Genomic DNA, 12,722 nt, shown 5'->3' on the forward strand with positions numbered 1-12,722 from the left:
AATTACTATCTTTGATTAGATTTTTACTCTGAATTATTCGTTTTTCTTTTTGCTAGTAATAACTTAGCGCAAAGACGAGCAAGAATAAAACCTGTGATCAAGCCACCTGTATTTGCCGCTAAATCAAGCCATTCACCATAACGATTGACATAAGGTTGAATTAATTCAATAGCACCACTCCATGCAATACAGCCAAGAAATAACCAGTACCAATGCTTGGGCATTCTTAAACCAATAGCAAAAATAAGTGCACTATAAGCAATAAAATGATGGGTTTTATCGGTTCCTGGCACTTCAGGTAAGCTTGGTTGAGGTAATAGAGATAAAACTGTAATTAATAATAGAATAAGTACAGTGATCACTTTCCAATGTTTATCAATAAAAGTAAGTAATGCAGCCATAGTGAGTCGTGGTTAATGTTAATCATAGTTATGATCATACTTATTATTTGACGGTATTCAACTCATCATTGGATGATAAAGTAGGTAGCAGGTGTTGCCTGCTACTCATATTTATTCGTTATCATCTAAATTTGATTTATTGGTAAGAAAGGTCGTATTTAATTGTGAAAAATGCTGTATGAAATGTTCAGCTAACGTGTTGATGTCTTCTAAGTGTTGTACCAGTTTTTGCTCTGACTCCTCACTGGTGTGCTGGTTTAAAATTAACTGGCATAACTCTCCAGTAATAGCGTTTGATATTTGTTCTACCAGTTTAAGTGTGGCTTGTTTTGATAATTGAAACCCTTCGTCAATATATTGGTTAACTACTACACGGCTAAAAACCTGATCAATAGTTTGTGAAATGTTTTCTTGTTGGGAAAAAGTATTGATTAAGGTTGATAATTGCTGAATAGCAAGGGCAGTGATCACCATTTCACATTCTCTGTTAAGTGTTGCAGTCAGTAAATCTTCGGTTTCCTTCGTGGTGATATGAGTAATAGTACCGCGACGATTAGCAGCCTTAATCGCAAAGTCGTTACGTGATTGCCGTAAAATCTCAAGGCTTTGCTGGCACACATAATCAAAGTCATGAAACGTATAATCTTGGTTATAGTGGCATTGTTTATTGATCGTATTTTGTGATTCACAGTGAAAAGATTGCAGGAGTAAGTAAAGTGTATATGTGATCTTGTTTTGAAATATACACGCGTTTTTACGATCACTATGACTGTTTGATGGGGCAGTAAAAGCCATAGTGGTTAGGATTTGCTGCACAGCACTTTGAACATGCAGTTCAAGGCTGGCAGTTTCACATAGCCTCGTGCTCATAAGCGTACTCCTTTAACGCTACTACTCTTTAAGCATGATACAAATTTAGCCATTGTGCATCTTAGATCCGATTAAATGTGAACAATATGCTTATCTTGGCCGTTTTCATTCGTAAAAAAGCGATCTCTATACCTATAGAATGTCTCGAACATTACTCTGTTGTTTAATGAATAAACAACCGAATATGGAATATTTCTTGTTTAAAAGCCACGTTTAAAAGTGAGTTATCTACACTATAAGAGGCTGGTTTAAGCCATGTGTACTAGCTCGAATTAGAATTTTACTTACTGGTTAAGGTTGTAAAATGAAATTAAGTGCAAGAAATCAATTAAAAGGCGTGGTAACGAATATCGATGTTGGGGCAGTGAATGTAGAAGTTACGGTTGAAGTCTCCCCCAATGTTGAACTCACGTCTATCTTAACGAAAAAGTCATGTGAGTATTTAGGTTTAGCCGTGGGTAAAGAGGCGGTATTAGTGATAAAAGCATCCAATGTGATGGTCGCAACCGAGTAATGAATATCGTCAAGTTAGTTCAAGTAATTAGGCTTTAGAGAATCACTTGGAAAAAAGAGTTGCTGGTTCAACAGCAACTCTATTTTTATCAATTACTTCTTCTATTTGTGTAATAGTGGTTTTTGTTGCTGGACAACGTTAAAACGATCAGCCGCTATTGATTAAATTTTGAAACTAATGATTTTAATTGTTGATTTAATTCTTCATTGGTTAGGGCATTCTTTTCTAAATCGAAGTTGTCGTAAAAACTTGGAATAGAAAGAGAGCCTAATACATTGGCATCAAAATAAGGGGCTGATGTCACGGCAGTATCTAGTACGTTTTTAGCGCCACCTGGACCCGGTGATGTTGCAAGCATGATCACTGGTTTCTGTTGATAGAATTTTTGATTAATACGTGAAGCCCAATCAAAAATATTCTTATAAGCCGCAGTATATGTCCCGTTATGCTCAGCAAATGAGATTAAAATTGCGTCAGCTTGACCGATCTTATCGAAGAATAACTGAGCTTGTTCAGGGATCCCTGACGCATTCTCACGATCAATGCTGTAAATCGCCATTTCAAAATCGTTTAGGTCAAGAATTTCTACTTCATCAGCGTTTACTTGTGATGCCGCATATGTCACTAGCGCACGGTTGATTGATTGTTGGCTGTTTGTTGCAGCAAAAGCGAGTAGTTTCATATTAAGCCTCGTTTGTAATTAAGTCGTTTTAGCAAACTGATGTTGTTAACCAATGACTAGAGTGTATATTAGAGTTTGTATGTAATTAATAGCCTTAAAGTGATTAGATAATTTCCATATGACTAATAATCAACTGTTCGATGGTATTACTTTATTTGTTCAAGTCGTTAAAAGTGGTGGCTTTGGTGCTGCGGCACAGGTAATGGGGCATTCAAACTCTTATGTAAGCAAAGAGATCGTTAAATTAGAAAATCGCTTAGGGGTAAGGTTGCTCAATCGCACAACTCGAAGTATTTCGTTAACGCCGGAAGGTAAGAGTTATTACCAAGAATGTTTACAGTTGATCAGCGATGCTGAACAAGCGGTTGCTCATATCACTCAAAGTACAGTGGCGCCAAAGGGAACATTGAAAATCAGTTGTCCGGTATGGTTTGGTAAGCATTATTTAAAGGATGTATTTTCAGCTTATCTTACACGTTATCCCGATGTTGTGATTGATCTTGATATGAGCGACAAAGCCATTGATGTAATAGGTGATGGCTATGATTTAGTGATCCGCGCATCAGCAAAGCTGGATGAATCAAGTCTTATCTGTAAACGTATTTATAGCAGCCGAATTTGTACGGTAGCGTCACCAGAATACATTATCAAATATGGTCGCCCGATCCATCCAGCAGAGCTTTCTTCTCATCACTGTTTTTGTTACAGCAATTTAAAAAAATCAAACGTTTGGGATTATATGGATAAGGCTGGCAATCAAACCTCTGTTGACGTTCATCAACGCGTTCGTAGCAATAACACTGAGATGTCACTGGTGTTAGTACGTAATGGTGACGGGATCATTCGTTTGCCTGAGTTTTATATTGAGCAGCAAATAAAGACAGGGGAATTAACCTTATTATTTGAAGATTATGTTTTCCCAACAGTCGATGTGTATGCACTGTATCCCACCCGTAAGCATCTTGCATCTAAAGTACGCTGCTTCTTGGATCTGATTGATGAAATGGTTGTAAACAATAGATATAGCAAGGTTGAATAATGTTGCGGTAAGGGAATATCTTGTTACATGTTTTTGCTTTTTTCTGTGATATTAAATGGTATTTTTAAGCGGTAAATTGGTAAAGGGACAATCTTTTACCTGCATCATTACTATCAAGGATATAGATAAATGAGTAATGTTATTCGTCTACGTGCATTAGAGCGTACAGATCTACGTTTTATTCATCAATTAAACAATAACCGCACAATCATGGCTTATTGGTTTGAAGAGCCATATGAGTCGTTTGCTGAGCTTGAAGAGCTGTACCGCAAACACATTCATGATAGCACTGAGCGTCGTTTTATTGCTGAAAATGCAGACGAAGAATCGATAGGCTTAGTGGAGTTGGTTGAGATTAATAATATTCACCGAACCGCTGAGTTTCAAATTATCATTGCCCCAGATTACCAAGGTAATGGGTACGCACGTTCATTGATCAATCGTGCGCTAAATTATGCATTTACTATTTTGAACTTGCATAAGGTATATCTGCATGTTGCGATTGAAAATGAAAAAGCGATTCACTTATATGAAGAGTGTGGTTTTGTAGAAGAAGGCCATTTGATCCAAGAGATTTTCATTAACGGTAAATACTGCGATATTAAGCGCATGTATATTCTGCAAGATACTTATTTTAAAAATCGTTAATTACTGATTTTACAAAACGAAAAGAAACCCAGCAAAGGGCTATGAAAATAGCATCTATGCTGGGTTTTTTGTTATGACAAAGAGTGAGTTACTTAACCTAGTAGACTTGCTAACTCCATATCGTTACCGAAATTACCTAATTCCGGATCTGTTACTGCTTTGAAGTTGTGCTTGTTATTTACTTCAATACGACCTGCTGCTTGCAATGAGAAATAACGGCAATTATCGGCAGTAAAGGTAAGATCATACCAACAGTGCTTACGCGTTTTGTAAGCGATATGCTCAACTTGCTTAGGCTTGATGGTCAATACCATAGGCTTTTTGCCATAAACGTTATCTGTGATGGTAATGACTTGCGGCTCCTTGGTACTATTTTCGATTCGAATAGACAGATGAGCTTCATTATTACCAACTCGTGATGCTTTATGCGTAATATCAATTAATGGCATAGCTTTATGCTCACCAGTAAAGCCTTTCACACGACGTATAAATCCGTTAGGGCCAAAGGTCATTAAATCGAAGTCTTGATGTTCATCGAACTGCCATTTATCAGCGACTGTTGGGTTATGTAGATTCGTGCCTTTTGCTGCAACCGTGTATTGGCGTGGCATCGTCATATCGTAAGGACTGCCTTCAGATGCAACAAATTCATCTTGTTGAGGTAGGTTGTGAGCAAGGTAGTTGTAAGTTTGGTAAACAGTGCCTTGTTTACCCTGGTTTGCATATTCAAAGTGTACGCTATCTTTACTAAATGAGATGTCTACTTTTGGTGAGTAAGGTAACTGACAAGAGGGACGAGAGCCGTGCTGTTCAACAACAGGTAGACCAACTAGGCTCATCTGTGGCTTAACTCTTTTACCTGATTCATCATATCCTTGTTGGTTTTTATGCTGGTTTTGTTCTTCGATTGCGGCTTCATAGCGACGTTGAGCTTCCTCAAATGACATATTGTTAGGGATATCACTATTTGGTCGTTTTTTTTCAAAGTCAAAACAGCTTGTTAAATCGCCACACACGCTACGTCGCCATTCTGAAATATTAGGCTCTTCAACGCCGGTTACTTTTTCTAAAAACTGTAGAACAGAAGTATGGTCAAAGACTTGGGAGTTTATATTGCCGCCAACACTCCAAGGTGAAACAACATAACAAGGTACGCGAGGTCCTAGGCCATGGGAGGCATTGTTGATGAAATCTTCCACTTCCTCGTTACTTTTAATACTCCCATCGTATTTTGTATAGTCGACATTATGGTAGTACTCGTCATCAGTTTTAACGTTTGATTTACCATAAGTGTGATTATTTTTCGCTTTGTGAGGTACTGATGGTGGTGGCATATGATCAAAGAGACCATCATTTTCATCAAAATTGATAATGAAAGCTGTTTTTGACCATACTTCAGGATCAGAGGTTAAGATATCTAGTACTGCTGCAGTGTATGCGGCACCTCTACTTGGCGTTGAGCCAGATGGATGCTCCGAAAATGTTTGCTCCGTGACAATCCAAGTAACTTGCGGTAGTCCTTCCTTATAGAGTTCTTCAAATAACTCAATAGAAGGTTTATCACCGTAATCTGGACCAATACCTTTGACAAAAATCGGGTCATCTTGGTTGGTTTCGTTTGCCTTTATAAAACTTTTAAAGCCAACCAGTGGGTTATCACCAAAGTTATTACTACGGTTTTGCAGCACTCGCCAAGAAATCCCTGCTCTTTCTAAGCGCTCAGGGTAGGTTGTCCATTCATAACCATTTTCGTATTCACCCCAAGCATCATGACTATTAGTGATAACTGGACCATTTTTTTTCTGCTTGGCATCTGTTGTTCCACTCCAGTGCATCACACGGTTTGGATTTGTGCCTGTTTGGGTTGAACAATGATAAGCGTCACAAAGGGTAAAGGCGTTTGCGAGTGCAAACTGAAAAGGAACTTCATTGTGAGTGAAATAGCCCATGGTACGGTCAGTTTTATTTGGTAGCCATTGGTTCATTTTGCCATGGTTATTAGCATATTGTGCATCTTTATAGAGATGCGGTGTACCACGAAAATGCTCATAACTGACATCTTTTCCTGTATTGAAATACCAAGGAAGTAGGGTCTTTTTGAAGTTTCCTTTATCTTCATTTGGCTCAGGATTATGCTGATTCCAAACAAAGTCACCATTGGACTGTTTTAATGGGAAACGATCGGCAAAACCGCGCACACCGGGCATGGTGCCAAAGTAGTGATCAAATGAACGATTTTCCTGCATTAAAATAACAACATGCTCAACATCTTTGATACTGCCATGTTTTCGATTTGCTGGAATTGAAAGTGCCTTTTCAATACTCGCAAATACGTTAGGTGAAGTAGATACTGCGGCAGCGCCTGCACTTACAACAGCAGACTTTTTAATAAATGAGCGACGACTATCGTTTACCATAACTAATCCTTATTCAAATGAGGTTATTGATTAACCTGTTAGTAATTTGAATAAGGAATATTTCATGTTTATTAAGCGGTTATGGGTAAGGCTCTAATTAACATTACGCTGACATTTTTCATTTAACCGTCATACAGGCTTCACTAACTTATCATGGTTAAATCATTGTGCTGCGTAGCTTGTGTGTTAGTACAACTCTCCCATAACGGATATTTAGTCATTGCTTTAGAGAAAGTAGGATCTTGATAAAGATCGCTTAACCATTGTTTTAGATTCGGATAATCAGCCTCTCGAAACCATTGACGTTCAACATGAGAAAACTGGCGAATAAAAGGCAAAATAGCGTAATCAGCAAGACTTAGCTGATCAGCCATTAGGTATTTATGTTGGGACAAGCGATTTTCAAGGTCGAACAAGAAGGACTCACACAGTTTGCGATAAACTGGTGCTTCTGGATTATGGTAACGAGTATCCGCTTTGTAATGCTCAAGGGCTGTAATGTACTTGTAATCATTACGAGCAATTAAACTTAGCATTTCAGCAAAGCAGTGTGGTTGTTGGCTTAACAGTAAGTCGTGTGGGTCATTGTTATTTAATGCCCAAATCATGACTTCTAAACTTTCATCAATATAGTCACCATTTTCAAACACTAATAAAGGCACGGTTCCTTTGTTGGAAATGGCAAGCATGTCAGTAGGTTTTTGCCTTAAGTCAACATCACGTTGTTCAAAATTGATCTCTGCAAGTAACAATCCTAATCTAGCTCTAATAGCATAAGGGCATTGCCTTAATGTATATAAAATTGGTGATGACATATCTAAACCCCGCTACACGTTCCCTCTGATTATGAGATTAGTCTATAACAGTGAATGATGCGATTTTATAACCAAGTCACTGTATTTATTGGTTCACATAACCTAACTGATTAGAGTATAAAGATCTGTGCTTACGACAATGTTACAGCTAATGTAATGGGTTTATTGTTGTTTCAGTTGGGTTCTGTGATAGGAGTTTTACGAATGGAAAAGCCGTTAGATCATTATTTAAAGCAACAAAAAAGTGCATTCTTATCAAACCTAATGCCAGATCTTCAGTCGAGACTTGCCGATTTGGAGAAAATCTTAGAACTTGTTCAATCACATCAATCTGAGATTTGTGCTGCAATTGGTAAAGATTTTGGTCAACGCTCTGCAACAGAAACGGCATTGCTTGAAGTTTTCACCAGTGTAGAAGGGATTAAATATACGCGTAAGCATTTATCACGCTGGATGAAGGTACAAAAGCGTCATACTTCTATGTGGTTTAAGCCGGCTAAAAATCGCTTGCTGCCACAGCCAGTTGGTGTTGTCGGGATCATTGTGCCGTGGAACTACCCCCTATTTCTTGCAATAGCACCGCTTGTTGCTGCTATTGCCGCTGGAAACCGTGTCATGGTGAAAATGTCTGAAAACTCGCAGCATTTGTGCCAGTTATTGCAAGGTTTGTTTGCTCAATCATTTAATGAAGACCAGATTTGCTTTATTGCTGAAGAAGGTGAAACAGGCAAAGCTTTTTCTCAATTAGCGTTAGATCATTTGGTATTTACCGGTTCAAGCACCACGGGTAAGGCTGTGATGGCAAATGCAGCTAAAAACCTTGTGCCTGTTACTTTAGAGCTTGGTGGGAAGTCGCCAGCGATTGTTGCTGATGATTATGATCTTGCTAAAGCCATGCAACGTATTTTGGGTGGAAAGGCGTATAACAGCGGACAAACCTGTGTAGCACCTGATTATGTATATGTGCCAGAGCATCGCTTAGATGAGATGATTAAGCATGCGAAAAAGATCATGGCGAAGCGCTTTACTGATATTCAGCATCCTGATTACACATCCATTATTGATGACACCGCGTTTGCTCGCTTAGTCGATACATTAGAAGATGCGAAAGCGAAAGGGGCGGAACTACATAATCTGATCCCAAATGCGGAGCCTGATGATGAGAATCGTAAGTTCCCATTGCACCTTGTGACGAATGTGAATGAAAGCATGTTAGTGATGCAGCGTGAGATTTTTGGTCCTATTTTACCCATAAAAACATATCAATCGATTGATGATGTATTAATGGAAATAAACGCTGGAGAAAGACCGTTAGCCTTATATCTATTTTCTAATGATAAAGTGTTACAACAAACAGTGATAGATCAGACTCGTTCTGGTGGTGTAACAATTAATGATGTGATGGTACATGTAGCGCAAGATGATCTACCGTTTGGTGGAATAGGCAACAGTGGTATTGGACACTATCACGGTCGAGAAGGTTTTGAACGCCTATCAAAAATGCGCCCTGTGATGTATCAAGGCTCTGTCTCGTCGCTGAAGCTGTTATATTCACCTTATTCATCTATCGCTAAGCGGATGATTAACTTCATCATTAATCGTAAGTTAGGTAAATACTAATAGTTTCAATGTCGTATTGAGATTGGATATATAAAAGAAGCCCCTAAAGTGAGACTCTAGGGGCTTTCTTTTATACGTTATCAGTAACGGAGAAGGGATTACTTCTTCACGTACTCTGCGATGATAACCATTTGCACACCATCAGCACGGCCTTGGATGTGAAGTGGGTTATCAGTCAGGCTGATGTTACGTACAGGCGTACCACGCTTAATTACCATGCTAGAACCTTTAACTGGAAGGTCTTTGATGATAGTTACGTTGTCACCAGCTTGTAGCTTAGCACCATTTGCGTCAAGCGTTGGAATAGCAGCTTGTGCTTCTTCAACTAGACCTTTTTCAGCCCACTCTTTAACATCATCTTCTAGGTACATCATGTCAACTAGGTCCATTGCCCAGTCAGTTTTTGAAGATAGACGCTTAAGTTGACGGTAAGCCATTACTTGTACAGCTGGAACCTGACTCCACATAGAGTCGTTTAGGCAACGCCAATGGTTTTCATCTGTTGTCTCTGGATCTTCAAGCTGACCACGGCAAGTATCACAAAGATATACACTACAGCCCGCGCTCTTGTCTTCAGAAGCAGGAACTGCGTATACAGCTAGGTTGTTTTCAGAAGAACATAGTTCACATTTTGATTCGCTACGATCTTTTAAAGCTTGTTCGATAGTCATGGGAAATTGTCCATAGAGTTATTGTGGGCACATTATGCACATCAAATAAACAGAAGGGAAGAAAACAAGCGCGAGATCACGAAATTTATAGTACATCAGACTGTTTAATATCCAATCGTAGTGAAATGTCATGGAAAATTATCCAGAGAGTAACGAAAAAGCAGTTAAATTTTAACTTTATTAACTCATTCAATGATTGTATTAATTTGAGTAATTTTTATTTTTAAGCAAAAAAGTGCTGGTGACTTGTTGTAACTAATAGACATTCTTATTTAAGACTTATGTGTTAGCTCACTGTTTAGAATGTTTTTGCTAATTAGCGGTTAATAATTTGTTACCTTTTAAGTATTGGTCAATGGACGATATTTAAGAAGGCTTGTATGAATAAAATAAAAACATTAGGGCTAGCAATTTCCGCAAGTGTTGCTTTTCCGCTATCGGTAATGGCAGCTGAAAATGATATTAATGCTTATATTATTGGTGGTAATGAAGTTCAAACAAGCCCGAATGAGTTATCAACAGTGTTTGTTCAAGCGGGAAATTGGGGATGTACTGGTAGCTTAATAGCTGAACGTTGGGTACTAACTGCTGCGCACTGTATAAAAATTGGTAATAAAAATGATGAGCTTGAAACAGTGCCTACCGCCTCAATTAAAGTTTACGCAGGTATAACGAATCTTTTAGATATTTCACCAATTAATGAGTATAAGGCTGTAGATGTAATTGTGCATTCTGATTACTTACCTGAGGGAACAGTAATAGTTGAAGGCGAGAGTGAAACTCAAATAAATACGCCTTACGTTAATGATATTGCACTTATTGCTGTTTCACGAAATATTGATAATGCCACGATAGCAACATTACCAACGAATGAGCAGGCATTCGCGATCGAAAAAGAAATTACCGAAAATAAAGAGTTATTAATTGCTCAAGGTTGGGGGAAAACCTCAAATGGTGCAATCTCAGGTCCAAAGACATTAATGTCTGTTGAACTCAGTTATTTACCTACCGCTGAATGTTTTGATAAAACAAAAGCTGACAGTAATTTTGGCTGGCTATCTAGTGGTGTCGATCCATTAAAAATGTGTACTTATGAACCTGCTTTTCTTGGTGTCTGTCAAGGTGATAGTGGTGGTCCTTTGTATTATAAAAACGTAGCCACAGGTGAGCAAATACAGCTCGGAATTACCAGTTTTGGTGGTGAGAAATGTGCAGCAGGAGATCCCGATATCTATACCCGTGTAGGGGGATATGATGATTGGATCAATAACGTCATTGCTGAAAAAACACCTACACTTCCAGCGCCAGTACCATTCGATAATGAATCAACAGGTAAAGACAATACCGACAATACCGCAGAAGGTGGTAGTGGCGGCGGTGGTTCCATTGGCTCAGGTTTAATTATGTCACTATTGGCAATGGGTTGGTTACGTAGAAAACGCGGCTAATCCATTATTTCATCAATCTTAACGTTATTAAGTGCTAAACGGGTTGCTGTGGGCTTGATTTAATATTTTCTATGTTTGTTTTGCAGCATTGCATAGAAAAAAGAAGCCTGTCGCAACTCGTTTATCTTTCTAAGTAAACAGTGAATAGTATTCGGTATCATTAATCTAGCTGTATTTTAAAAGGATTTAATGATGGTGAATAAATTAACGCACTCATTGAGTGTATGCATTGCATTAGGATTAGCAGGTTCAGCTTACGCTCAAGCTGATCAAACCCCGACACCGTTTATTATTGGTGGTTCTGAAGTGACAGTCGCCACTGAAGATAATTTCATGGCATCGCTGCGCTTAAATAAAGCCAATGAATCGCATTTTTGTGGTGCGACGGTTTTAGATGATCGCTGGTTATTAACAGCGGCTCACTGTGTTGTTGCTGGTGGCGGTACTGGGGAATCTGGTCTTACTGTTGTTGCGCCTTCAGATATTACAGTTACAACGGGGTTAGTTGATAACGCTACTGCTGATATTAAAGACATTTATTCAGCCACCCATGTTGTTGTTCATCCTGACTATAATCCACTGATTATTTTAGAAACATCAAGTGGTAACGGTGTTAATTTAGAAACAGAAATTGTAAATACTGCGCTTGATAATGATGTTGCACTTATCCGTGTTAACCGTGACTTTAATGGTGTAGGTAAAGTCAAATTAGCATCAACCAGTGCGGCGGTTGAATTAGATGATAAATTACGCGGTCAATGGAATGATAAAAACCTGCCTGAAAACGTAAAAGTACAAGGGTGGGGAGTGACGGAAAATAAAGCACCAGCTGAAGATGAAGAAGAAAAGAGCCTGAGTTATGAAGGCGGTGAAACATCTGGTGTACTACTAGAAACCATGTTAGCAAGCTTCCCGATTGATAAATGTTACGAGCGCTTTGAATCACAAGATCCTGAAGGCATTTTCATTGATAGCCCAAGTAACACCACTAAGCTTTGTACATTACCAGCACGTAAGCTTGATGGTTCGGATTTAATGGGGCCTGATGCTTGTTTTGGTGATAGTGGTGGTCCGCTATTAACACAAGATAATGACAGTAACTGGGTGCAGATTGGTATTGTGAGTGGTGGTTCAGCAGGTGAGCCTCAATGTGGTTCACTAACTCGTCCAACGTTTTATGCGCGTGTTGGAACCTATTATGAGTGGATCACTGAATCAGTGAAGACTGTGCCAGAAAGTGCCATTACGCTACCTGAATTTTTAGAAAAAGAGAAAGAACAAGCAGAACAGGGCTGTAACGATAGTATCTCTGCTAATAACTGTAATATTGGTAAAAATGACAGTGGTGGTGGTTATATTGGTGGTCTAATGCTTGCGTTGTTAGGCTCAATGGCATGGATACGACGTAAACGTCACTAATTGTTTATCTCCATATTTATTAAAACCACTTATTTTTAACTGCTTCAGTTTAAAATAAGTGGTTTTTTATTGTCTTGTAATCACCTATACCCAAGCCACTTGGGTATATATCACATCAAGTAGCATAGATTTGTCATTGAGATATGTTTGAATGTTGAGTTTTAAACAAGATTTATTC

The 12,722-nt window shown here is 38.6% G+C and carries 12 protein-coding genes; 6 read left to right on the plus strand and 6 right to left on the minus strand.

From position 1 onward, the window contains the following. Positions 1–23: 23 nt before the first annotated feature. Complete coding sequence (locus E5A76_RS11550; RefSeq protein ID WP_161119025.1) at positions 24–401, minus strand: VanZ family protein; 378 nt, start codon at positions 399–401, stop codon at positions 24–26. Positions 402–512: 111 nt separating this feature from the next. Beyond that, positions 513–1,271 (minus strand): hypothetical protein, encoded by a 759-nt coding sequence (locus E5A76_RS11555; RefSeq protein ID WP_161119026.1) that lies wholly within the window; start codon positions 1,269–1,271, stop codon positions 513–515. A 304-nt stretch (positions 1,272–1,575) separates the two neighbouring features. On the opposite strand from E5A76_RS11555, the gene E5A76_RS11560 reads away from it, so the two are divergent. Further along, positions 1,576–1,785 (plus strand): TOBE domain-containing protein, encoded by a 210-nt coding sequence (locus E5A76_RS11560; protein ID WP_008989426.1) that lies wholly within the window; start codon positions 1,576–1,578, stop codon positions 1,783–1,785. A 154-nt stretch (positions 1,786–1,939) separates the two neighbouring features. Here the strand turns inward: E5A76_RS11560 and E5A76_RS11565 are convergent, their stop codons facing one another. Beyond that, complete coding sequence (locus E5A76_RS11565) at positions 1,940–2,467, minus strand: NADPH-dependent FMN reductase (RefSeq protein WP_161119027.1); 528 nt, start codon at positions 2,465–2,467, stop codon at positions 1,940–1,942. Positions 2,468–2,585: 118 nt separating this feature from the next. On the opposite strand from E5A76_RS11565, the gene E5A76_RS11570 reads away from it, so the two are divergent. Both E5A76_RS11570 and speG read left to right on the plus strand, forming a co-directional pair. Further along, positions 2,586–3,506 (plus strand): LysR family transcriptional regulator, encoded by a 921-nt coding sequence (locus E5A76_RS11570; protein WP_161119028.1) that lies wholly within the window; start codon positions 2,586–2,588, stop codon positions 3,504–3,506. A gap of 129 nt (positions 3,507–3,635) precedes the next feature. Further along, on the plus strand, positions 3,636–4,154 hold the full coding sequence (gene speG, locus E5A76_RS11575) for a spermidine N1-acetyltransferase (protein ID WP_053989155.1): 519 nt from the start codon (positions 3,636–3,638) through the stop codon (positions 4,152–4,154). Between the two features lie 92 nt (positions 4,155–4,246). Here speG and E5A76_RS11580 read toward each other — a convergent pair whose 3' ends face one another. After that, positions 4,247–6,571, minus strand: coding sequence for a phosphocholine-specific phospholipase C (locus E5A76_RS11580; protein ID WP_161119029.1), 2,325 nt, complete (start codon positions 6,569–6,571; stop codon positions 4,247–4,249). Between the two features lie 143 nt (positions 6,572–6,714). Further along, positions 6,715–7,386 (minus strand): glutathione S-transferase, encoded by a 672-nt coding sequence (locus E5A76_RS11585; RefSeq protein WP_053989153.1) that lies wholly within the window; start codon positions 7,384–7,386, stop codon positions 6,715–6,717. Positions 7,387–7,590: 204 nt separating this feature from the next. Between E5A76_RS11585 and E5A76_RS11590 the strand changes: the two genes are divergently transcribed. Continuing rightward, entirely contained in the window at positions 7,591–9,006 is a 1,416-nt protein-coding gene (locus E5A76_RS11590) for a coniferyl aldehyde dehydrogenase (RefSeq protein ID WP_161119030.1), read from the plus strand. Positions 9,007–9,104: 98 nt separating this feature from the next. Here the strand turns inward: E5A76_RS11590 and E5A76_RS11595 are convergent, their stop codons facing one another. Continuing rightward, positions 9,105–9,677, minus strand: coding sequence for a PhnA domain-containing protein (locus E5A76_RS11595; protein WP_008989419.1), 573 nt, complete (start codon positions 9,675–9,677; stop codon positions 9,105–9,107). A 380-nt stretch (positions 9,678–10,057) separates the two neighbouring features. Between E5A76_RS11595 and E5A76_RS11600 the strand changes: the two genes are divergently transcribed. Beyond that, a complete protein-coding gene (locus E5A76_RS11600; RefSeq protein WP_161119031.1) occupies positions 10,058–11,125 on the plus strand; it encodes a S1 family peptidase in 1,068 nt (355 codons plus the stop codon). A 192-nt stretch (positions 11,126–11,317) separates the two neighbouring features. Further along, positions 11,318–12,544: a trypsin-like serine protease gene (locus E5A76_RS11605; RefSeq protein ID WP_161119032.1), complete on the plus strand. Its 1,227-nt coding sequence runs from the start codon at positions 11,318–11,320 to the stop codon at positions 12,542–12,544. The last annotated feature ends 178 nt before the right edge of the window (positions 12,545–12,722 follow it).

Origin of the sequence: Photobacterium lucens, from assembly GCF_009873615.1 — a bacterium.
Classification (GTDB): Bacteria; Pseudomonadota; Gammaproteobacteria; order Enterobacterales; family Vibrionaceae; genus Photobacterium; species Photobacterium lucens.

Excerpts from the sequence above, each read along its gene's own strand:
- E5A76_RS11550 (WP_161119025.1), bottom strand. The coding sequence starts at position 401 with ATGGCTGCATTACTTACTTTTATTGATAAACATTGGAAAGTGATCACT.
- E5A76_RS11555 (WP_161119026.1), bottom strand. The coding sequence starts at position 1,271 with ATGAGCACGAGGCTATGTGAAACTGCCAGCCTTGAACTGCATGTTCAA.
- E5A76_RS11560 (WP_008989426.1), top strand. The coding sequence starts at position 1,576 with ATGAAATTAAGTGCAAGAAATCAATTAAAAGGCGTGGTAACGAATATC.
- E5A76_RS11565 (WP_161119027.1), bottom strand. The coding sequence starts at position 2,467 with ATGAAACTACTCGCTTTTGCTGCAACAAACAGCCAACAATCAATCAAC.
- E5A76_RS11570 (WP_161119028.1), top strand. The coding sequence starts at position 2,586 with ATGACTAATAATCAACTGTTCGATGGTATTACTTTATTTGTTCAAGTC.
- speG (WP_053989155.1), top strand. The coding sequence starts at position 3,636 with ATGAGTAATGTTATTCGTCTACGTGCATTAGAGCGTACAGATCTACGT.
- E5A76_RS11580 (WP_161119029.1), bottom strand. The coding sequence starts at position 6,571 with ATGGTAAACGATAGTCGTCGCTCATTTATTAAAAAGTCTGCTGTTGTA.
- E5A76_RS11585 (WP_053989153.1), bottom strand. The coding sequence starts at position 7,386 with ATGTCATCACCAATTTTATATACATTAAGGCAATGCCCTTATGCTATT.
- E5A76_RS11590 (WP_161119030.1), top strand. The coding sequence starts at position 7,591 with ATGGAAAAGCCGTTAGATCATTATTTAAAGCAACAAAAAAGTGCATTC.
- E5A76_RS11595 (WP_008989419.1), bottom strand. The coding sequence starts at position 9,677 with ATGACTATCGAACAAGCTTTAAAAGATCGTAGCGAATCAAAATGTGAA.
- E5A76_RS11600 (WP_161119031.1), top strand. The coding sequence starts at position 10,058 with ATGAATAAAATAAAAACATTAGGGCTAGCAATTTCCGCAAGTGTTGCT.
- E5A76_RS11605 (WP_161119032.1), top strand. The coding sequence starts at position 11,318 with ATGGTGAATAAATTAACGCACTCATTGAGTGTATGCATTGCATTAGGA.